Source organism: Pseudoduganella sp. (assembly GCF_041914865.1).
GTDB lineage: Bacteria > Pseudomonadota > Gammaproteobacteria > Burkholderiales > Burkholderiaceae_D > Rugamonas.
In genome coordinates this window covers 136,992-156,506 of record NZ_JAYSCO010000005.1, presented here as the reverse complement: position 1 = coordinate 156,506, position 19,515 = coordinate 136,992, and the positions used below count along the sequence as shown (strand labels likewise).

The 19,515-nt window shown below is 65.3% G+C and carries 22 protein-coding genes; 18 read left to right on the top strand and 4 right to left on the bottom strand.

Annotated elements, in window-relative coordinates; genetic code table 11:
- The 5 genes from fliS to ACE3TQ_RS04275 all read left to right on the top strand — a co-directional run.
- Positions 1-384 (top strand): flagellar export chaperone FliS (fliS, locus tag ACE3TQ_RS04295; RefSeq protein WP_374580707.1); only part of this gene is annotated, 384 nt, incomplete at its 5' end.
- Between the two features lie 12 nt (positions 385-396).
- Positions 397-723 (top strand): flagellar protein FliT, encoded by a 327-nt coding sequence (locus ACE3TQ_RS04290; RefSeq protein WP_374580706.1) that lies wholly within the window; start codon positions 397-399, stop codon positions 721-723.
- Positions 724-737: 14 nt separating this feature from the next.
- A complete protein-coding gene (locus ACE3TQ_RS04285) occupies positions 738-2,120 on the top strand; it encodes a flagellar hook-length control protein FliK (RefSeq protein WP_374580705.1) in 1,383 nt (460 codons plus the stop codon).
- A complete protein-coding gene (locus ACE3TQ_RS04280; protein WP_374580704.1) occupies positions 2,107-2,463 on the top strand; it encodes an EscU/YscU/HrcU family type III secretion system export apparatus switch protein in 357 nt (118 codons plus the stop codon). Before ACE3TQ_RS04285 ends, ACE3TQ_RS04280 begins: the two co-directional genes overlap by 14 nt.
- Positions 2,463-3,224, top strand: coding sequence for a flagellar brake protein (locus tag ACE3TQ_RS04275; protein ID WP_374580703.1), 762 nt, complete (start codon positions 2,463-2,465; stop codon positions 3,222-3,224). Before ACE3TQ_RS04280 ends, ACE3TQ_RS04275 begins: the two co-directional genes overlap by 1 nt.
- 111 nt (positions 3,225-3,335) lie before the next feature.
- Here ACE3TQ_RS04275 and fliE read toward each other — a convergent pair whose 3' ends face one another.
- Positions 3,336-3,677, bottom strand: a complete 342-nt coding sequence (gene fliE / locus ACE3TQ_RS04270; RefSeq protein ID WP_374580702.1) for a flagellar hook-basal body complex protein FliE — start codon at positions 3,675-3,677, stop codon at positions 3,336-3,338.
- Positions 3,678-3,875: 198 nt separating this feature from the next.
- On the opposite strand from fliE, the gene fliF reads away from it, so the two are divergent.
- The 13 genes from fliF to fliR all read left to right on the top strand — a co-directional run bounded on the left by fliF (position 3,876) and on the right by fliR (position 15,367).
- Positions 3,876-5,612: a flagellar basal-body MS-ring/collar protein FliF gene (gene fliF / locus ACE3TQ_RS04265; RefSeq protein WP_374580701.1), complete on the top strand. Its 1,737-nt coding sequence runs from the start codon at positions 3,876-3,878 to the stop codon at positions 5,610-5,612.
- On the top strand, positions 5,605-6,606 hold the full coding sequence (fliG, locus tag ACE3TQ_RS04260) for a flagellar motor switch protein FliG (RefSeq protein ID WP_374580700.1): 1,002 nt from the start codon (positions 5,605-5,607) through the stop codon (positions 6,604-6,606). The genes fliF and fliG overlap by 8 nt, the downstream gene beginning before the upstream one ends.
- Positions 6,606-7,352 (top strand): flagellar assembly protein FliH, encoded by a 747-nt coding sequence (locus ACE3TQ_RS04255; protein WP_374580699.1) that lies wholly within the window; start codon positions 6,606-6,608, stop codon positions 7,350-7,352. Before fliG ends, ACE3TQ_RS04255 begins: the two co-directional genes overlap by 1 nt.
- A 1-nt stretch (position 7,353) precedes the next feature.
- On the top strand, positions 7,354-8,757 hold the full coding sequence (gene fliI / locus ACE3TQ_RS04250) for a flagellar protein export ATPase FliI (RefSeq protein ID WP_374580712.1): 1,404 nt from the start codon (positions 7,354-7,356) through the stop codon (positions 8,755-8,757).
- A gap of 34 nt (positions 8,758-8,791) precedes the next feature.
- Positions 8,792-9,232 (top strand): flagellar export protein FliJ, encoded by a 441-nt coding sequence (gene fliJ / locus ACE3TQ_RS04245; protein ID WP_374580698.1) that lies wholly within the window; start codon positions 8,792-8,794, stop codon positions 9,230-9,232.
- Between the two features lie 8 nt (positions 9,233-9,240).
- On the top strand, positions 9,241-10,803 hold the full coding sequence (locus ACE3TQ_RS04240; protein WP_374580697.1) for a flagellar hook-length control protein FliK: 1,563 nt from the start codon (positions 9,241-9,243) through the stop codon (positions 10,801-10,803).
- Positions 10,804-10,929: 126 nt separating this feature from the next.
- Positions 10,930-11,442 (top strand): flagellar basal body-associated protein FliL, encoded by a 513-nt coding sequence (gene fliL, locus ACE3TQ_RS04235; protein ID WP_374580696.1) that lies wholly within the window; start codon positions 10,930-10,932, stop codon positions 11,440-11,442.
- A gap of 14 nt (positions 11,443-11,456) precedes the next feature.
- Entirely contained in the window at positions 11,457-12,437 is a 981-nt protein-coding gene (gene fliM, locus ACE3TQ_RS04230; protein ID WP_374580695.1) for a flagellar motor switch protein FliM, read from the top strand.
- 21 nt (positions 12,438-12,458) lie between these two features.
- The gene (gene fliN / locus ACE3TQ_RS04225; protein ID WP_161024872.1) at positions 12,459-12,881 is read left to right on the top strand and encodes a flagellar motor switch protein FliN; all 423 of its coding nucleotides are present in this window, start codon (positions 12,459-12,461) and stop codon (positions 12,879-12,881) included.
- Complete coding sequence (fliO, locus tag ACE3TQ_RS04220; protein WP_374580694.1) at positions 12,878-13,501, top strand: flagellar biosynthetic protein FliO; 624 nt, start codon at positions 12,878-12,880, stop codon at positions 13,499-13,501. Before fliN ends, fliO begins: the two co-directional genes overlap by 4 nt.
- Complete coding sequence (fliP, locus tag ACE3TQ_RS04215; RefSeq protein WP_374580693.1) at positions 13,491-14,249, top strand: flagellar type III secretion system pore protein FliP; 759 nt, start codon at positions 13,491-13,493, stop codon at positions 14,247-14,249. Before fliO ends, fliP begins: the two co-directional genes overlap by 11 nt.
- A gap of 11 nt (positions 14,250-14,260) precedes the next feature.
- Positions 14,261-14,530 (top strand): flagellar biosynthesis protein FliQ, encoded by a 270-nt coding sequence (gene fliQ / locus ACE3TQ_RS04210; RefSeq protein WP_374580692.1) that lies wholly within the window; start codon positions 14,261-14,263, stop codon positions 14,528-14,530.
- Positions 14,531-14,533: 3 nt separating this feature from the next.
- The gene (gene fliR / locus ACE3TQ_RS04205) at positions 14,534-15,367 is read left to right on the top strand and encodes a flagellar biosynthetic protein FliR (RefSeq protein ID WP_374580691.1); all 834 of its coding nucleotides are present in this window, start codon (positions 14,534-14,536) and stop codon (positions 15,365-15,367) included.
- Here the strand turns inward: fliR and flgL are convergent.
- From flgL to flgJ, 3 genes are read right to left on the bottom strand one after another with little or no spacing between them, the layout of a single operon-like run.
- Positions 15,325-16,566, bottom strand: a complete 1,242-nt coding sequence (gene flgL / locus ACE3TQ_RS04200) for a flagellar hook-associated protein FlgL (protein ID WP_374580690.1) — start codon at positions 16,564-16,566, stop codon at positions 15,325-15,327. The two genes, fliR and flgL, sit on opposite strands and share 43 nt — an antisense overlap.
- Positions 16,567-16,587: 21 nt before the next feature.
- The gene (flgK, locus tag ACE3TQ_RS04195) at positions 16,588-18,546 is read right to left on the bottom strand and encodes a flagellar hook-associated protein FlgK (protein WP_374580689.1); all 1,959 of its coding nucleotides are present in this window, start codon (positions 18,544-18,546) and stop codon (positions 16,588-16,590) included.
- Positions 18,547-18,593: 47 nt separating this feature from the next.
- Positions 18,594-19,514, bottom strand: a complete 921-nt coding sequence (flgJ, locus tag ACE3TQ_RS04190; protein ID WP_374580688.1) for a flagellar assembly peptidoglycan hydrolase FlgJ — start codon at positions 19,512-19,514, stop codon at positions 18,594-18,596.
- Between the last annotated feature and the right edge of the window lies 1 nt (position 19,515).

Here is a 19,515-nt window from a genome sequence, read left to right as displayed (position 1 = left end):
ACCGGCGTCAGCGCCGCCTCGCCGCACAAGCTGATCGTGATGCTCTACGATGGCGCGCTGGCCGCCATCGCCACTGCCGGCGTGCAGATGGGCGCTGGCAATATCCAGGAAAAAGGCAAGGCCATTTCCAAGGCGATTCAGATCATCGACAACGGCCTGCGCGCCAGCCTGGACAAGGAAGTCGGCGGCGAGATCGCGGCCAACCTGGATGCCCTGTATGAATACATGAGCAACCGCCTGCTGCACGCCAACCTGCACAACGACCAGCAGGCGCTGGACGAAGTGCGCGGCCTGCTGGCCGATTTGCGCGACACCTGGAACCAGATCGGCGGCAGCGCCGCCCAGGCCACCAACACCCAGCCTGCTGCCTTCGCCAGCATGTAACCGAGGATGACAATGACGAACGTGGAAGTTTTGAGCGCTTACGCCGCCATGGCAGCACTGACCAAGCAGATGGTGGCGGCAGCGACAGCGGCCGACTGGGATGGCCTGGAAGGCCTGGAGCAGCAGGTAAGCAGCCATGTCGCCCAGCTGCGCGACAATGAAGCGGCAGTCACGCTGGACGCCGGCGAGCGCCAGCAGAAGCTCGGCCTGATCAAGCAGATGCTGGACGACGACCGCCAGATCCGCGACCTGACCATGCCCTGGATGGCCCAGCTGTCCAAACTGATCAACAACACCGGCACTGAACGGCGCCTGGCCGCCGCCTACGGCGCCGTCTGAGCGGGGCGGCTGGCATGCTGCCCCCGCGCCTGGACATCCGGGGCGTCAGCCCCACCAGCGCCGCCCCGGTGGCGCAGCCGGTCGGCGCGCCGCGGCAGGAAGCCTTCCAGCGCGCCCTGTCGCAAATGGTCGGGCAAACCCTGCCCGCCCAAGTCCTCAGCAAATTCAACGATGGCAGTTTCCTGGTGCGGGTGGCCGACACCAACGCGCGCATGCTGCTGCCGCCCGGCTTCAATGCCGGCGATGAACTGCCGCTGACCGTGGTCAGCGCCCAGCCGCGCCCCACCCTGCAGGTGGGCGCCGGCAGCCCGCAGGCGGGCCAAATGGCCACCTTCGTCAGCGGCGACCAGATTCCCGACCTGCCGGAAAGCGGCGGCCGCCTGCCCGCGCAGGAAGCCGCCATCATCAACCTGAGCGGCAAGCAGCCGCCGCCTGGCCAGGCCGGTGCACCGGGGACGCCGCCGGGCAGCGTTGCCGGCGACGCCGCGGCCGCCGCGCGCGCCGCCGCCGCCGGCGCCCCTGCCGCCGGGGCCGAGGCCGAGGGCCCGGCCGCACAGCCCAACCAGGCCAGCGCCGCGCACACCCAGGCGCGCCCGCTCAGCCCCGGCGCCGCCCTGCTCAGCAAAGCGCCGCTGGTTCCCGCCGAACAGCTGCCGGCACTGGGCAAAGACACGCCGCAAGCGGCCCTCAGCCCGGCCGCGCGCGCCATCGCCAGCGCCCTGGCCACTGCGTACACCACGCCCGGCGTGCCGGTCACGATCAATGGCAAGGCACCGCTCAGCAGCGGCGGCGCGCCCGAGGCCCGCAAGCTCAGCGAAGGCCTGCAGCGCGCCCTCGGCGACAGCGGCCTGTTCTACGAGTCGCACGTCGCCGAATGGGCCGCCGGCAAGCGCCCGCTGCAGGACCTGCAGCGCGAACCGCAGATGCAGCGCCACGCCGCCACCCAGGGCGCCCAGCAGAACCCGCTGGAAGCGGCCGCCAGGCTGGCCGCCGGCCCCGACCTGGCGGCGGCGCAGATGATCAACCAGCAGCTCCACACGCAAGAGCAAGGCAAGGTGCTGTGGCAAGGCGAAGCCTGGCCGGGCCAGCCCATGCAGTGGCTGGTCGAACGCGAACAGCAGCGCGACGGCCAGGGCAGCCGGCGCGAGGGCCGCGACGGCGAGCCGGAAACCGTCTGGCGCAGCGGCGTGCGCTTCCGCTTTCCGCTGCTGGGCAAGGTGGCCGCCAACGTCACCCTGGTCGGCGACCAGGTCCACATCGCCGTCCAATCGGGCAGCGAGGAAACCGCCGACACCCTGCGCGCCTGGGCCGGCACCCTGCAGCAGGCGCTGGAAGCGGCCGGCGCACCGCTGAGCTCACTGGCCATCAATGCGGAAGGCAAAGATGGCCCAGGGTGACCCCAACGAGCTGCCGCGCAAGCCGCTGCAAAGCGCCGTCGCCCTCGCCTACAAGAGCGGCGAAGCGGCGCCCAAGGTGGTGGCCAAAGGGCGCGGCCTGGTGGCCGAGCAGATCATTGCCGTCGCCGCCGAGCACGGCGTGTTCATCCACGAATCGAAGGAACTGGTCTCGCTGCTGATGGAAGTGGACCTGGACCACCAGATCCCGCCCCTGCTCTACCGTGTAATTGCGGAACTGTTAGCGTGGCTATATCATATTGAAGCAGCGCAAAAGACAGGCCAGCCCCCGCCCCCGGCGCCCGATCTCAGCGTACCGAATGAATCCCCAGACAACGGACTTTGATGCACAGCTATATTTCGGACTCGGACTTGGAGAATTGGCACGACTTCGAGGTGTCCTCACGCCGCGAGATCATCGCCCTGCTGCGCAGCATTGGCGAAAAAAGCCAGCTGATCCGCATGCTGGTGCATGGCGAGTCTGACGTGTGCGTCACGTCCATCCTGGAAGTCGACGCCGACGCCGGCAGCGTCATCCTCGACTGCTCGATCAACCCCGACCAGAACCGCCGCATCCTAGGCGCCAAAAGGCTTTCTTTCGAAACCACGCTGGACAAGATCCGCATCATGTTCGGTGGCGACCACATCGAACCATGCACCTTCGAAGGCAGCCCGGCCTTCAAAATGGCCCTGCCCGCCAGCCTGATCCGCCTGCAGCGCCGCGAGTTCTACCGCATGGCCACGCCGGTCAGCAACCCGGTGCGCGTGATGATACCGCTGCCGGCCGAGCTGGGCGGCGGCAGCAAAGCCTTCCCGCTGGCCGACATCAGCTGCGGCGGCATTGCCATCCTCGACAACAGCCTGGTGCTGGGCGACACGATCGGCAAGGTATACACCGACTGCCGCATTGAATTGCCCGAGGTCGGCACGGTCACCACCGGCCTGCAGATCCGCAATTCGCTCGACCTGACGCTTTTAAACAACAAATCCAACCGCCGCCTCGGCTGCCAGTTCGTCGAGCTGCCACGCTCGGCCCTGAACGCCGTCCAGCGCTACATCACCAAGCTCGAGCGCGAACGCAACGCCCGCATCGCCGGCCTCGGCTGAACAGAAAAAAATGGGGACGTACCCCATTTAATGAGCAACATTCTCTCCGAGAATGTTGCTCATTAAATGGGGTACGTCCCCATTTTTTTTCGTCCCCATTTTTTTACTCCACTACACCTGCATATTCATGATGTCATGGTAAGCCTGCACCAGCTTGTTGCGCACCTGGACGGTGGCCTGGAAGTTGATGCTGGCTTTTTGCATCGAAATCATCACGTCCGATAAATTCACCGAGTCGTCGCCCATCTGGAAGCGCTTGGTCAGGCCTTCGGCCTTGGTCTGGCTGGCCTGTACGGCGTCCAGCGCGCCTTTCATGGCGTCGGTGAAGTCGGGCTTGGGGGCGACTTTTTCAGTCTGGATCGCCGGGGGCGTGGCTGCGGGCCGGGTCGCCGCGGCCTTCAGCTGGGCGATCATCGCTTGTATCTGGCTGCTGTCTATGCCGCCTGTTCTCATTTCTTTTTACTCCAAAATTTTTGCAGTGGGATGTTGCCTTGCTACAATAGATTCCTACTGTCAGGCTTCCAGAATACGGTGTCCCGCACAAGGGGATTGCCCTGAGCAGCAAGGCAAACGGGTGCTTATTCCTGCCTTTAACCGGCGCAATGTCGCCTGATAATGTGCAACAGGCCCATTAACCCACAGTGATTACCCATGGCTGCAGCCGCCGAACAACTCGATATCGACGATCCAGACGCCCAGCAGGCGCCGAAAGGCCGCTTCGCCTTCTTCCAGACCCCGATGGGCAAGATGGTGATCCGCGGCGCGGCCGTGGCGGGCATCCTGGCACTCATCCTGATCCTGTGGATGTGGAACAAGGAGCCGGACTACAAAGTCCTGTTCGCCAATTACACCGACAAGGATGGCGGCGCCATCACGGCGGCGCTGGACCAGATGCAGGTCAAGTACAAGCTGGCCGAGGGTGGCCAGGCGATCCTGGTGCCGACCGACCAGGTGCACAATGTGCGCCTGCGCCTGGCGCAGCAGGGCCTGCCCAAGGGCGGCAATGTCGGCTTCGAGGTGATGGAGAACCAGAAGCTGGGCGTGTCGCAGTTCCTGGAACAGGTCAATTACCAGCGCGCGCTGGAAGGCGAGCTGGCGCGTTCGATCCAGTCCATCGGCGCGGTGGAATCGGCGCGCGTGCACCTGGCCATGCCGAAACCGTCGGTCTTCGTGCGCGACCAGCAGAAGCCGACCGCCTCCGTCATCCTGCAGCTGCATGCCAACCGCATGATCGACCCGGCCCAGGTCAGCGCCATCGTGCACCTGGTGGCCTCGTCGGTACCGGAACTGTCGCCGGCCAACGTCACCGTGGTGGACCAGGCCGGCAACCTGGTGTCGGACCTGAACAAGAACGGCAACGCCGCCAACAATGCCAAGAACCTGGACGCGTCCCAGCTCAAGTACGTGCAGGAGCTGCAAAAGCAGGTCATCAAACAAGTCGAATCGATCGTCACCCCGATCGTGGGCGAAGGCAATGTGCGCGCCGAGGCAGTGGCCGACGTTGACTTCTCCGCCATCGAGCAGGCGGCGGAAAGCTATAAGCCGAACTCGCCGCCGGCCGCCTCGGCCATCCGCAGCCAGCAGAGCACCGAAACGACCGGCAATGCCAACCAGAACCCGGGTGGCATCCCGGGCGCGCTGTCGAACCAGCCGCCGGGTGTGGCCACCGCCCCGCTGACCACCACGCCGCCGGGCGCGGCCGGCGCGCCCGGCCAGCCGGGCACCGGCGCCGCCACCACGGCGGCCGGCCCGACGCATAAGGAATCGACCACCAATTATGAAGTCGACAAGACCGTGCGCTATGAGCAGAAAGCCATGGCCGGCTTGAAGCGCATGACGGTCGGGGTCGTAGTAAACTACCGTCGGACCATCGATAAAAACGGCAAGGTGGTGGTAAAGCCGCTCAGTGCGGATGAGATGGCCAAGATCAACAGCCTGGTGCGCGAAGCCATGGGCTACAACCAGGACCGCGGCGACTCGGTCAGCGTGGCCAACGCGCCATTCGACGGCGTCGACAAGGAGCCGGAACCGCCGCTCGAATGGTGGCGCGACCCGGCCAACCTGCCGCTGGCGAAGGAGCTGGCCAAGTTCCTGATCACGGCCCTGATCCTGCTGTACATCCTGCTGCGCATCGTGCGTCCGATGATGCGTCCGGTATTCAAGAAGATCGACGAGATCAACGAGCCGGAACCGGAACCAGAACCGGAGCCTATCGTGGAACCTGTCGGCCCGACGCCGGAAGAATTGCTGGCGGAAGAAATCGCCAAGATGGAAGAAAACACTGCCCGCACCTACCGCGACAACCTGGCGCTGGCGAAGAAACTCGCGACGGAAGATCCGCGCATCGTCGCCAACGTCATCAAGGAATGGATAGGCAACAATGACTAGTGAAAACACCGGGCTGCAGAAAGCCGCCATCCTGATGCTGGCCATGGGCGAAGCCGAAGCGGCCGAAGTCATGAAATTCCTCGGCCCGCGCGAGGTGCTGAAGCTGGGCGCCTCGATGGCGACCATGAAGAACATCCCGCACGAGATGGTGGTCGATGTGCTGGACGATTTCCGTGACCAGTACGCGGCCGCCTCCACCGTCGGCCTCGATTCGGACGAGTACATCCGCCAGGTGCTGACCAAGGCGCTGGGCGACGACAAGGCGTCGGTGCTGCTGTCGCGTATTCTGGGCGGCAAGGATGCGTCCGGCATCGAGTCGCTGAAGTGGATGGACTCGCAGTCGGTGGCAGAGCTGATCCGTAACGAACACCCGCAGATCATCGCCACCATCCTGGTACACCTGGAGCGCGACCAGGCCTGCGAAATCCTGGGCCACTTCACCGACCGCCTGCGCAACGACGTGGTGCTGCGCATCGCCACCCTGGACGGCGTGCAGCCGGCCGCGCTGCGCGAACTGAACGACGTGCTGACCAAGCTCCTGTCCGGCAACGAGAACATCAAGAAATCGACGCTGGGCGGCATCCGCGCAGCGGCCGAGATCCTGAACTTCATGTCCGGCGAGCAGGAACAGAACGTGATGGACAATATCAAGAACTACGACAACGATATGGCGCAGAAGATCATGGACGAGATGTTCGTGTTCGACAACCTGATCGATGTCGACGACCGCGGCATCCAGCTGCTGCTGCGCGAAGTGCAGTCCGAAATGCTGATCATCGCGCTGAAAGGCGCCTCGCCCGACCTGCGCGACAAGATCTTCAAGAACATGTCGGCGCGCGCCTCGGAAATGATGCGCGAGGACCTGGAGAACAAAGGCCCGGTCCGCCTGTCGGAAGTGGAAACCCAGCAGAAGCAGATCCTGCAGATTGTGCGGCGCCTGGCTGACGAAGGCCAGATCGTGCTGGGCGGCAAAGGTGAGGATTCCTTCGTTTGATGTCGAATATTCCAAAAGAACAGCAGACCGCCTACCAGCGCTGGGAATTGCAGTCCTTCGGCGACACGCGCCCGAGCGTGGTCGCCCAGCGCGAGCGCGAGGAAGCCGAGGCGCGCGCCCTGGCGGCGGCCGAGGAAGCGGCTGTCATCGAAGCGGAGGAAGCCGCCTACGCGGCCGACAATCCGCCGCAACCCGAGTACCCTACCGAGGAAGAACTGGCCGCCATCCGCGAGGACGCGCGCCAGCAAGGCTATAACGAAGGCTTCAAGGCCGGCCACGAGGAAGGCATGGCGCAGGCGCTGGACGAGCAGCGCGCCGCCACCGAACAGGCGCTGGCGCCGGTGCGCGAGATCGCCGGCAACTTCAGCGCGGCGCTGCGCGAGGCCGACCAGGTGATCAGCAACGAAGTACTGGAGCTGGCCCTGCACCTGGCCAAGGGCATGCTGAAAAACGCGCTGCACGTGAAGCCGGAGCTGATCCTGCCGATCGTGCGCGAAGCCATCGAATACCTGCCGGTTTTGCAGCAGCCCGCCCTGCTGATCCTGAACCCGGAAGACGCCGTGGTGGTGCGCGACAGCATCGCCGAAGAGCTGGACAAAGGCGGCTGGCGCGTGATCGACGACCCGACGCTCGAGCGCGGCGGCTGCAAGGTCGATACCGCCTCCAACCAGATCGACGCCACCGTGCAGTCGCGCTGGCAGCGCCTGAGCCATGCGCTCGGCAAAGACGTGGAATGGCTGGACTGAGATGGGCGCGCCTGACCCGCAAGTGCATGCCGGCCGCTGGCGTTCCTACCTGAACGACTGCGCCACCCTGGTCGACTTCGTCGAGCCAATGCAAGTGTCGGGCCGCGTCACGCGCGTGGCCGGCCTGGTGATGGAAGCGGTCGGCCTGCGCCTGGCCGTGGGCGCCGCCTGCACCGTGCCCCTGCCCTCCGGCGGCAAGGTGGAAGCCGAAGTGGTGGGCTTTGAGGGCGACAAGCTGTTCCTGATGCCGCAAAGCGATGTCGAAGGCATCGTGCCCGGCACCCGCGTGTTCCCGGTCGAACAAAGCGTGCCGAAACCGGGCAGCGTCAGCCACCCGCGTCGGCGCCCGAGCGACCGCGCGCGCCACCTGCCGGTCGGCCCCGAACTGCTGGGCCGCGTGGTCGATGGCGCCGGCCGCCCGCTGGATGGCCTGGGCCCGATCCAGACCAACGATTCGGCGCCGATCAATGTGCGCCCGGCCAACCCGCTGGGCCGCGCGCCGATCGTGGAAACGCTGGACGTGGGCGTGCGCTGCATCAACGCCATGCTGACCGTGGGCCGTGGCCAGCGCATGGGCCTGTTCGCCGGCTCCGGCGTCGGCAAATCGGTGCTGCTGGGCATGATGGCGCGCTATACCGAAGCCGACATCATCGTGGTCGGCCTGATCGGCGAACGGGGCCGCGAGGTCAAGGAATTCATCGAACAAATCCTGGGCGAGGAAGGCTTGCGCCGCTCCTGCGTGGTGGCGGCGCCGGCCGACACGCCGCCGCTGATGCGCATGCAGGGCGCGGCCTATGCCACGGCGATTGCCGAGCACTTCCGCGACAAGGGCATGAATGTGCTGCTGATCATGGACTCGCTGACCCGCTATGCCATGGCGCAGCGCGAAATCGCGCTGGCGATCGGCGAGCCGCCCGCCACCAAGGGCTACCCGCCATCGGTGTTCGCCAAGCTGCCGGTGCTGGTCGAGCGCGCCGGCAATGGCGAGCTGGGCGGCGGTTCCATCACCGCCTTCTACACCGTGCTGACCGAGGGCGACGACCAGCAGGACCCGATCGCCGACTCGGCGCGCGCCATCCTCGACGGGCATATCGTGCTCAACCGGCGCCTGGCCGAAGCCGGCCACTACCCGGCCATCGATATCGAACAATCGATCAGCCGCGCCATGCATTCGATCACCTCGCATGCGCACCAGGACCAGGCGCGCAAGCTGAAACAGTTGTTTTCACGCTACGAACGCAGCCGCGACCTGATCGCCGTCGGCGCCTACACCCCGGGCACCGACCCGGTGCTGGACCAGGCCATCGCCCTGCACGACAAAATCGAGCAATTCTTGCAACAAAAGATTACCGAGCAAGTCACCATGCCCGAGAGTTTGGGGCAATTAACCACGCTGTTCGACTGATTGACACGGCTGGCCTTGCCTATAATGAACCATCATGGCCTCAACCCAGCAACTCGAAACCCTGATTGACCTGGCCCGGCGGGAAACCGACGATGCGGCCAAGCGCCTTGGCGCGGCCCTGAAAGCCGTGGCCGACGCCGAGGAAAAGCTGAACATGCTGGTCGGCTACCGCGACGAGTATGGCCGCCGCTTCGACGCTTCGCAGCAGCAGGGCATCACGCCCATGGCGTACCGCAACTTCCAGGCTTTCATGGAGAAGCTGGATGCGGCGATCAAGGGCCAGGAGGATGTGCTGCGCCACACCAAGGCGCGCGGCGACCAGGAAAAGCAGGCGTGGCAGGAAGCCGAGCGCAAGCGCATGTCCTTCTCCACCCTGCGCGACCGGGCGCAAGCCCAGGAGCTGAAGAAGGAAGCCAAGCGCGACCAGAAGGCCATGGATGAACACGCCTCCCGCCAGGCATTTTTCAAACGCTAGGTTTTACGATGAATACCCAGACTGTCCAGACCAATCCCCTCCTCACCGGCAACCCGGGCAGCCCGCGCGCGGGCACCGCCCCGACGGCGCAGGCTGATGGACAGTTCCAGCAAGCCCTGAACCGCCAGATCGAACGCCAGGCCGCTGCCTTGCCGCCGACCCCGGCGCCCTCCGCCGCGCCGGCCCGGCGCGCCGAGGCGCCGAAACCGGCCGCCCAGCAACCGCAGGCCCAGCCATCCGCGCCGGCGCGCCCGGCACAAGCCAGCCCGGCCCAGGCGGCCAAACCCGTGCAAGCGACGCCCGGCGCCAAGCCGGCGGGCCAGGCCACCCCGGCCGGCCCAGCCAGCCCGGACGCCGCGCCGGCCGCGCCCGCCCCGACCGCCGCCCAGCAAACGGAGGGCGGCAATCCGTCCGGCGCCGCTGCCAGCGCCACTGCTGGCGCCAGCGCCCCGGCCGATGAGACGAACGCGGCGGAAGCCGCCAGCCAGGCGGCCAGCGACCCGATCGCCGAGATGCTGATGCTGATGGCCAGCCTGAACCAGCCGGCCGCCACGCCGGCGGCAGCGCCCGCCGACGGCGCCGGGCAGGCCATTGCCGGCCTGGCGCAGGGCGATGCCCCCGCGCTGGACCAACGCAGCGCTGGTGCGGCCCTGCCACACTGGCCCGGCATGGACGCTGGCGCCGAACCGCCGGCAGGCATCGCCCCCGAAGTGGCTGCCGAAGCCCTGCGCAAAATGATGGGCAAGGCCGACGAACAAAGCGCCGCCGGCGCGCAGATCGACACCGCCGCCATGGCCAAGACCCTGGCCGCCCTGGAAGCGCGCAGCGCGCAGCAGGGCGGCGCGGCAGCGGCCAGCCAGGCTTCCGCTGCGGCAGCGGGCGCGGAAGCGCCCGAGCTGGCAGCGGCCGCGCTGGCGCCGCAAGGGGCCGCAGCCAATGCCCAGCAAGGCGCGGCAGCAGCCGCCCCAGCCGACTTCCAGGCCACCCTGGCCCAGGCCCGCAGCGACGCTGCAGCACGCGATGCCGCCCAGGCCGCACAACCGGCCGCTGGCGCCGTGCAGGCGGCCACCGCGCAGGCACCCGCCGGCGCCGCCAATGCCCAAGCAGCGCAAGCGGTGGCCAGCAACCAGCTGCATGCCCGCGTCGGCAGCCAGGGCTGGGACCACCAGCTCGGCCAGAAAGTCGTGTGGATGGTGAACGGCGGCGAACAAAGCGCCACCCTCACCCTGAACCCGCCCGACCTGGGCCCGCTGCAGGTGGTGCTGAACGTTTCCAACGACCAGGCCAGCGTCGCCTTCATGGCAGCCCAGCCGGAGGTGCGCGAAGCCCTCGAGCAGGCCCTGCCGAAGCTGCGCGAGACCATGGGCGAAGCCGGCATCACGCTGGGCGACGCCAGCGTGTCGGCCGGCAGCCAGGAGCAGCAGCAGGCCTTCGAACAGATGGCGGCCGCCGGCCGTGGCCGCGGCGTTGCCAATGGCCAGAATGACAACTCCGGCGATGACGGCCAGGCGGCATCGGCTGCGCCAGCAGCACGCCGCAGCGTGCTGGGAGCAGTCGATACCTTCGCCTAAGGCAGAGATAGCCCTGCTTCCTGCCTCTTTTCAGCGCATCGCCTCCCGAAAGCTTTCGCGATAATGACATAATGGCGTCATGATCCAACTCTTGCATCCAGGGCAGAATTGAAAGCGAATCCAAAAATGAAGGCTGATGCGAAGGCAGAAGCAGCACCGGTAGGCGGTGGTTCCAAGAAGAAGCTGATCATCATCATGGCTGGCGTGCTGGTGCTCGCCCTGGCCGGCGGTGGCGGCGCATGGTTCATGCTCAAGAGCGGTGGCGAAGAGCATGCCGAGGAAGCCAAGCCGGTCAAGAAGGCCAAGAAAAACAAACCGGCCGGGCCGCCGGTGTATGTGCCGGTGGACCAGTTCACGGTCAACCTGCAGCCCGAGAACGGCGAGCAGTACCTGCAACTGGCGATCACCCTGCAGGCCAGCAGCCTGGAAGAGTCGGAAGTGATCAAGACCAATATGCCCAAGCTGCGCAGCCGCATCCTGCTGCTGTTGTCGAGCAAGCACGCCTCCGAAATCAACACGCCGGAAGGCAAGCAGCAGCTGAGCAAGGACATCCTGGAAGCGGTCAACCAGCCGTTTGAAAACGGCGGCGACAACCAGGAAGTGTCGGAAGTTTTGTTTACAGCGTTTATCATCCAGTAAGGTTTGTGTGAAGCATGGCTGATAATTTTCTCTCCCAGGAAGAAGTTGATGCCCTTTTAAAGGGCGTTAACGGCGATCAGGACGACGTCGCGGCGCCCGAGGAGTCCACCGGTGTCCGCACCTACAACCTGGCGACGCAGGAACGCATCGTCCGGGGCCGTATGCCGACCCTGGAAATTATCAATGAGCGCTTCGCGCGCCTGCTGCGCGTGGGCCTGTTCAACTTCCTGCGCCGCAGCGCCGAAGTGTCGGTCGGTTCGGTGCGCGTTTCCAAGTATTCCGAGTTCATCCGCAACCTGGTGGTGCCGACCAACCTCAACCTGGTGCACATGAAGCCGCTGCGCGGCACGGCGCTGATGGTGTTCGACCCGGGCCTGGTGTTCCTGCTGGTGGACAACCTGTTCGGCGGCGACGGCCGCTTCCACACCCGGGTCGAGGGGCGCGACTTCACCCAGACCGAGCAGCGCATCATCCTGCGCATCCTCGATATCGTGTTCGAGGCCTATACCAAGTCGTGGGAGCCGGTGTACCCGGTCGAATTCGAGTACATCCGTTCCGAAATGAATACGCAGTTCGCCAACATCGCCACGCCGAACGAGGTGGTGGTGGCGTCCACCTTCACCATTGAACTCGGTTCGGTGTCGGGCCAGATCCACTTCTGCATGCCGTACTCGATGATCGAGCCGATCCGCGACGCGCTGACCTCCTCGCTGCAGGGCGAAGCGCTGGAAGTGGACAAGCGCTGGATCCGCCTGATGACGCAGCAGATCCAGATCGCCGAAGTGGAACTGGTGGCCAAGCTCGGCACCGCCAAAGTCAGTTTCGATGAAATCCTGAATATGAAGGTGGGCGACGTGATCCCGCTCACCATCCCGGAAACCATCGAAGCCACCGTGGATGGCGTGCCCGTGATCGACTGCACTTATGGTGTGTTGAACGGGCAATACGCATTGAAGGTGGAGAAACTGCTGGCAAACACCGATAATATGAAGTAAAGCAGCAAACAGGAGAGAAACATGTCGGACAATCAAGAAGACGATACCAGCAGCGAAGAGGATCTGTGGGGCGCGGCGATCGCCGAGCAGGCCGCTGCGGAAGCGGCCGCCATGCAGAACCAGGCCGCCACTGCCGCCGTGTTCAAGGATTTTTCCAAGCAGCCGAACAAGACTGAAACCCATAACGATATCGACTTCATCCTCGATATCCCGGTGCAGCTGACGGTGGAACTGGGCCGCACCAAGATCGCCATCAAGAACCTGCTGCAACTGGCGCAGGGCTCCGTGGTCGAGCTGGACGGCCTGGCCGGCGAGCCGATGGATGTGCTGGTCAACGGCTGCCTGATCGCCCAGGGCGAGGTGGTGGTGGTGAACGACAAGTTCGGTATCCGCCTGACCGATATCATCACGCCATCCGAACGCATCCGAAAACTGAATAAATGAAGCAAAGCCACGCCGTCCTTCGCGCCCTGCGGCCGCTCACCCTGGCGGCCGCCTTCTGCCTTGCCGGCGCCCCCGCGCTGGCGCAGCAAGCCCCCGCCCCCGATACCATCGCCACCAGCCAGCAAGCCGCCCCGGCCGATGCCGCCGCACCGGCTGCCGCAGCTCCGGCCGCCGCCGCGCCTGCGGTGACGCCCGAACAGCAGGCCGCCCTGGCCGGCGCGCGCGCCGCCAATGCGCCGGCCCCGGCCAATGTGCTGGCCGGCCAGGCGCCGTCCGCCGCCGGCTCCCTGCTGCAGACCATCCTCTCGCTCGGCTTTGTCATTGCCCTGCTGGTCGGCCTGGCCTGGCTGCTCAAGCGCTTTGGCCCGAAACACATCACCGGCGGCACCACCGTCAAGCTGGTTGGCGCCCTGAGCGTGGGCGCGCGCGAACGCATCCTGGTGGTGGAAGTGGGCGAACAATGGATCGTGGTCGGCGCCTCGCCCGGCCGCATGAATGCCCTGGCCACCATGCCGCGCCAGGAAATCGCCGATGCCGACCTGGCGGGCGCGCAGCCAGTGCCCGGCGCCAATTTCGCCGAATGGTTCAAACAGACGATTGAAAAGCGCAATGGCAAATAAGCACGCCCTGCGCCTCGCCGCTGCCGGCGGCGCTGCGCTCGCCCTGTTGCTGCCGCTGGCGGCCGGCGCCGAGCCCACCATCCCCGCCTTCACCAGCACGCCCGCGCCGGGCGGCGGCACCAACTATGGGTTGACGCTGCAGACGCTGATCCTGATGACGGCGCTGACCTTCATCCCGGCCGCGCTGCTGATGATGACCGGCTTCACCCGCATCGTAATCGTGCTGTCGCTGCTGCGCCAGGCGCTCGGCACGCAATCGGCGCCGCCCAACCAGGTGATCATCGGCCTGTCGCTGTTCTTGACCTTCTTCGTCATGAGCCCGGTGTTCGACAAGATTTATACCGACGCCTGGATCCCGCTGCAGGAAAACAAGATCACCATGCAGCAGGCCATGGACCGCTCGGCCGCGCCGCTGAAAACCTTCATGCTGAAGCAGACGCGCCAGTCCGACCTGGCCCTGTTCGTCAAGATCTCGCGCAGCCCGGCCCTGCAGGGACCGGAAGACGTGCCGCTGAAAGTGCTGGTGCCGGCCTTTATCACCTCCGAGCTGAAGACCGCGTTCCAGATCGGCTTTGCCATCTTCATCCCCTTCCTCATCATCGACATGGTGGTCGCTTCGGTGCTGATGTCGATGGGTATGATGATGATGTCGCCGGCCGTGATTTCGCTGCCGTTCAAACTGATGCTGTTTGTGCTGGTCGACGGCTGGCAACTGCTGCTGGGCTCCCTGTCCCAGAGCTTCTATTAGGGGCGCGCGCCATGAATCCGGAAACCGTCATGACCATGGGCCGCCAGGCCATGGAAGTCACCCTGATGGTGGCGGCGCCGCTGCTGCTGGTGGCGCTGGTGATCGGCCTGGTGGTCTCGATCTTCCAGGCCGCCACCCAGATCAACGAAGCCACCCTGTCCTTCATCCCCAAGCTGGTGGGCGTGTTCGTGGCCCTGGTGGTGGCCGGGCCGTGGATGCTGTCCGTCATGCTCGACTACATGCGCCAGGTGCTGACAGGGATCCCCTCCCTGGTCAGCTGAACCATGCTGGTCGTCACCGCCGCCGAACTCAATACCTGGATTGCCGCCCTGCTGTGGCCGACGGCGCGCATCCTGGCGCTGGTTGCCGCCTCCCCCATCTTTGGCAATGCCCGCATCCCGATGCGCGTGAAAGTCGCGCTGGGGCTGCTGATGGCCATGGTGGTGGCGCCCGCCGTGCCCGCCATGCCGGCGCTCGACCCGGCCGGCTGGGCCGGCCTGTCGGTGCTGGCGCGCGAGATCGTGATCGGCGCCGGCATGGGCTTCGCGATGCGCCTGGTGTTTGCCGCGGTGGAGATGGCGGGCGAGATTTCCAGCCTGACCATGGGCCTCGGCTTTGCCAGCTTCTTCGACCCCATGTCGCAGGGCCGCTCGTCGGCCGTGTCGCAGTTCCTGGTCTGGGTGGTGACCCTGGCCGTGCTGGCGGTGAACGCCCACCTGGTGCTGCTGGAAGCACTGGCCGAAAGCTTCTTCACGCTGCCGGTGGCGGCCATCGCCTTCCACAACAACGGCTTCTGGGAACTGGCGCTATGGGGCGCCACCATCTTCTCGGCCGGCCTGCAGCTGTCGCTGCCGATCGTCGCCGCCCTGCTGATCACCAACGTCGCGCTCGGCATCCTGACGCGCGCCGCACCGCAGCTGAACCTGTTCGGCATCGGCTTCCCCATCACCCTCGGCGTCGGCTTCCTGACGCTGACCATGACCCTGCCCTACATGAACATGCCGATCCAGAGCCTGGTCAACCAGGGCATAGAAAAAGCGCGGCAACTGCCGCGCGAGTGGGATAGCCGCAAGCCTCAGATGAAGTTGAACAGCGACAGACCGGTCAACGCCTTGTAGGATTTTTGCGCTGCTTCCAGGTTGGTTTGCAGCTGGGTGAAGCGGGAGATGGTTTCCACCGGGTCGGCGTCGATCAGGTCGCCAATCTGCTGGGCGTAGGCGATGTTCAGGTCGTCGCCGGCGCTGTCCAGGTGGTCGAGTTCCTTCAGGCCGGAACCGACGCTGGCACGTACCGACAGGACCTTGTCGAGGGCATTGCTCATGTTCTGGTTGGCCAGGTTGAGCTGGTTGGTGCGCTCGGCATCGGCGACCGGATTGGACGGGCTGGCCGACAGCGCCGTGATCAGGTTGCGCATCGTGGTGAACATCGACTGGTTGGTGCTGGGGTCGACCGAGAACTGGTCCAGGTCGGCCGGTTTGCCCTTGATGTCGAGTTGCATGCCGTCGAATATGATCGGTTCGCCCGGTTTGTAGGGCTGGTTCAGCAGCGGCTGGGTGCCATTGGTGACATCGTTGACGGTGAAGGTGGTCACCTCCGGCACGCCCGGCGTGGCCGGCACCACCGTGAAATCAATCGTGTACTTGTGGCCGGTCAGCAAGGTGCGGTCGACCACCGAGCCGGGCGAAATCACGCCGGTGCCGCCGCGCGTCTGGTTGCCGGCATTGGCGCCGGTGACGAAGGTGCCGTTGCCGGTCAGGACCTCTTCGTAAATTTCGGAACCGGAAACGCTGATCGGCAGCTTGCGCGAGGTGGCTACCTGCAGGTCGCGCGCGCCCTGGTCGCCCTGGTATACGGCGCCGGTGGAATTCTTGGCAAAGGGCTGGGTCGCCAGCTTGTAGCCCGAGAACAGGAAGCCGCCCGTGCCGTCGGTGGCGTTGGCCTGGCCCAGCAGGTCGTCCAGGCGGCCCTCGAGCTCGGTCGCCAGCGACAGGCGGTCCTGCTGCGACAGGGCCGGGTTGCCGGCGTTGACGATCAGGCGCTTCACATCCTGCAGCAGGTCGTCGGTGTTCTGCAGCGACTGGTCCACCAGCGACAGCGAGCTGCGCGCATTGGTGCGGTTGGTGACGAACTGGGTGTTCATCTCTTTCGACTGGCTGATCTCCAGCGCACGCGCGGAAGCTACCGGGTCATCGGCCGGGGTCAGCACGCGGCGGCCGGTCGATAGCTGCAGCTGGGCGCGCTGCAGTTGCGACTGCAGCGTGTTCAACTGGCCGACGCCGTTGTTGTAGATGATGTTGGAGCTGATGCGCATGACCATGATGCTATTCCTTCAAATTGCTTAACCGCCCAGCGAGAGCAAGGTGTCGAACAGGGTGGCGGCCGTGGCCATCACCTTCGCCGAGGCCTGGTAGGCTTGCTGGTAGCGGATCAGGTTGGCGGCCTCTTCGTCGAGGTTCACGCCCGAGATCGATTGCTGCACTTCGGTGGCCTGGGCAACCGCGGTTTCCATCGCGGCACTGTTGATCTCCGCTTCCCGCGTGCGGTTGCCGATCGTATTCACCAGGCCGGCATAGGTGGACTGGTAGCTGGCCGTACCGCCCAGCATGGTGTTCTTGGTTTGCAGCGCGGCCAGCGCCACGCCGTTGCGGTTGTCGCCGACGCCACTGCCGGGCTTGATGTCGAACTTGTCGAGGTCGCCCGGCGTGCCGCTCAGCGTGAAGCTGATGCCGCTGAAACTGATCTTGGCGCCCGAGGTATAGGTGACCGGGGTGCCGGCCGGGAACACGGTCGCCACGCCGGCTTCGTCGGTCACCGTGACGTCGACCGCCGGGAAGCCGCTCAGCGTATTGCTGGCCAGGTCGTAGGTCAGGTTGACCGGCGCCACCAGGGTATTGCCCGGCAACAGGTAATTGGCATCGACCTCGCCCGGGCTCATCTTGGCCTTGCCGGTATTGGTGCTGGGGGTCGAGGTGCTGATCGGCGCCGCCAATGCAATCTTGGTGCCGTCGGAAATCGCCACCGCCATTTGCGAAGCGGCGAAATAGGTTGGCCGGATTTCCGCCCGGTCGCCCGCCATCGGCACCCCGGTGATATTGAAGGACACGCCGTCAATCACTTGCGGTACGCCGCCTTGCGGGAACGGGGTGATAGTGGTCTGCTGGCCATCGGTACGGCGCGTCAGCACCAGGTTGGTGCCGTCGAAAGTCATGTCGTAGTCGGCGCCGGTCAGGGCGCCGCCGTCGACCACCGTGGCCTGGATGTCCAGTGTGCTGGCGTCAGCGTTGTCGCGATCGTAACCGACATAGGCCTGGATATCCTTGAAAAAATTGCCGCCCGGCTGGCCGTTCTGGTCCAGGCCCAGCTTGTGCTGGTCGTTGAAGGTATCGGTCAGGCCGGCAGCGATCAGGCCAAGCTGGTTCTGCGCCTTGTCCAGGCCTTCGTTGCGGAACTGCATCAAGCCACCCAGCTGGCCACCGACCAGCACCGAATCGGGCAGCACCGCCAGCTTGTTCTGAGTCTGGTAGCCCACGACTACGCGGCTCGGGTCGGTATCCGAAGTGCCGACCCCGAGCGCCATCGAGTTGCCGCCCACCACCAGCGGCTGGCCGCTGCCGAACGATACGTTCAGCATATGGTTGTCGGCCTGCGTCACAGTGACCTTGATGACCTTGTTCATCTCGCTGATGATCTGGTCGCGCTGGTCCAGCAAATCATTCGGGATACGCGAAGGATCGATCGACAGGCCGGCGATCTGGTTGTTCAGGTCGGCCACGCGGCGGGCGAAGGCATTCAATTCCGACACGTTGGCGGTGATCGCACTGTTGGTGCCGTTCTGCAAGTCCTGCAGGCGGTCATTCATGGTATGGAAGCGCGCGGTCAGCGTTTCTGCCGCCGACAGCATGGCCTGGCGCGAGGCCGACGAGGCCGGCGCCGAATTGGCGTCCTGGATGCCTTTGAAGAAACCTTGCAGTGCCGGCGACAGGCCGACCGTCGCATCGGCCAGCATATTGTCAATCTGGCTGATCTGCTTCAGGTAGGTGTCGACCGAAGCCTGCTGGGTTTGCACGCCCAGCAGTTGCTTGTTAACGAAATCATCATAGACGCGCTTGACCTGCGCCACTTCGGTACCGGTGCCGATAAAGCCGACGCCCAGGTTGACCGGCGGCGTGGTGCCCTGGATGACGGTCTGGCGGCTATAGCCGGGCACCGCCGCATTGGCGATATTGTGGCCGGTCGTGGTCAGCCCGGTCTGGGCGGCCATTAATCCGGATTTCGCGATACCAAAGAGTGCAGTCATGATGTCTCAGTTTACGGCGCTGCGCAGCAAAACTTGAAATGGCTCAATTAAGCCAATGTCCTTTTGATAATGCTGGCCAGCTTGGTGGCATAGTTGGGGTCGGTGGCATAGCCGGCGCGCTGCAGGTTGCGCGCGAATCCGGCGGCGTCGGTGCCGTTGGCGGCAGCCAGCGCTTTTTCGTAACGCGGATTCTTGGTGATCAGGCGCGCATAGTCCTTGAAGCTGTCGGCATAGCTGTCGTAGGCGCGGAATTTCTCGACGCGCACTTGCGGCTTGCCATTCACATATTCGGTGGTGGCGGTTTCGACCACCCGGCCCTTCCAGTCGGGACCGGCCTTGATGCCGAACAGGTTGTGGCTGTTGCTGCCGTCGCGCCCTTTGATTTCGCGCCGGCCCCAGCCCGATTCCAGCGCCGCCTGGCCGAGCATGAACTTGGCCGGGATGCCGGAGGCGCGGCTGGCTTCTTCCGCATGGCTGGTCAATTTGTCCTGGAAGGCGCGCACGTGGGCCGGTTTGTCGGCCGCGGCGACGCTCGGCCTGTCGGCCTTGCCGGCCATGGCGCCCGCGCCGCCGCTGGCTTCGATCGAGCGCTGCAGCCTGGCCTGGTCGAGCAAGGCGCGCGCCATCGGGTCGCCGGCGCTGACGTCCTGCTGCTGCAGGGTTTTCGACAGCTGGCGCACCAGCACGTCGGCCAGGCCGATGCCCTTCTTGGCAATGTCCTGGCTGGTCTGCTGGTCCAGCATGGTGGTGAACATCTTGGTCTGCTGGTTGTCGAACAGGCCATCCTGCGGCGTCGCCTCGCGCATGCTCTTCATCATCATATTGACGAACATGGCTTCGAACTGGACCGCCGTGGTCTTCAGCGCTTCCGGCGAACCGGCGCGCGCCGACTGGCGCAAATCGCCAAAGCCCTTGCTGTCGATGGCCAGGCCGTTGTTCAGGTCGGTGGAGACGGTCCGTGGGATCATG

Bases quoted from the DNA above. Each gene is read 5' to 3' on its own strand.
- ACE3TQ_RS04290 (WP_374580706.1), top strand. From the start codon at position 397: ATGACGAACGTGGAAGTTTTGAGCGCTTACGCCGCCATGGCAGCACTG.
- fliF (WP_374580701.1), top strand. From the start codon at position 3,876: ATGGCTGCAGCCGCCGAACAACTCGATATCGACGATCCAGACGCCCAG.
- fliM (WP_374580695.1), top strand. From the start codon at position 11,457: ATGGCTGATAATTTTCTCTCCCAGGAAGAAGTTGATGCCCTTTTAAAG.
- flgK (WP_374580689.1), bottom strand. From the start codon at position 18,546: ATGACTGCACTCTTTGGTATCGCGAAATCCGGATTAATGGCCGCCCAG.
- flgJ (WP_374580688.1), bottom strand. From the start codon at position 19,514: ATGATCCCACGGACCGTCTCCACCGACCTGAACAACGGCCTGGCCATC.
- ACE3TQ_RS04255 (WP_374580699.1), top strand. From the start codon at position 6,606: ATGTCGAATATTCCAAAAGAACAGCAGACCGCCTACCAGCGCTGGGAA.
- ACE3TQ_RS04285 (WP_374580705.1), top strand. From the start codon at position 738: ATGCTGCCCCCGCGCCTGGACATCCGGGGCGTCAGCCCCACCAGCGCC.
- fliO (WP_374580694.1), top strand. From the start codon at position 12,878: ATGAAGCAAAGCCACGCCGTCCTTCGCGCCCTGCGGCCGCTCACCCTG.
- fliG (WP_374580700.1), top strand. From the start codon at position 5,605: ATGACTAGTGAAAACACCGGGCTGCAGAAAGCCGCCATCCTGATGCTG.
- fliE (WP_374580702.1), bottom strand. From the start codon at position 3,677: ATGAGAACAGGCGGCATAGACAGCAGCCAGATACAAGCGATGATCGCC.
- fliP (WP_374580693.1), top strand. From the start codon at position 13,491: ATGGCAAATAAGCACGCCCTGCGCCTCGCCGCTGCCGGCGGCGCTGCG.
- fliI (WP_374580712.1), top strand. From the start codon at position 7,354: ATGGGCGCGCCTGACCCGCAAGTGCATGCCGGCCGCTGGCGTTCCTAC.
- ACE3TQ_RS04275 (WP_374580703.1), top strand. From the start codon at position 2,463: ATGCACAGCTATATTTCGGACTCGGACTTGGAGAATTGGCACGACTTC.
- ACE3TQ_RS04280 (WP_374580704.1), top strand. From the start codon at position 2,107: ATGGCCCAGGGTGACCCCAACGAGCTGCCGCGCAAGCCGCTGCAAAGC.
- ACE3TQ_RS04240 (WP_374580697.1), top strand. From the start codon at position 9,241: ATGAATACCCAGACTGTCCAGACCAATCCCCTCCTCACCGGCAACCCG.
- fliL (WP_374580696.1), top strand. From the start codon at position 10,930: ATGAAGGCTGATGCGAAGGCAGAAGCAGCACCGGTAGGCGGTGGTTCC.
- fliR (WP_374580691.1), top strand. From the start codon at position 14,534: ATGCTGGTCGTCACCGCCGCCGAACTCAATACCTGGATTGCCGCCCTG.
- fliN (WP_161024872.1), top strand. From the start codon at position 12,459: ATGTCGGACAATCAAGAAGACGATACCAGCAGCGAAGAGGATCTGTGG.
- fliQ (WP_374580692.1), top strand. From the start codon at position 14,261: ATGAATCCGGAAACCGTCATGACCATGGGCCGCCAGGCCATGGAAGTC.
- flgL (WP_374580690.1), bottom strand. From the start codon at position 16,566: ATGGTCATGCGCATCAGCTCCAACATCATCTACAACAACGGCGTCGGC.
- fliJ (WP_374580698.1), top strand. From the start codon at position 8,792: ATGGCCTCAACCCAGCAACTCGAAACCCTGATTGACCTGGCCCGGCGG.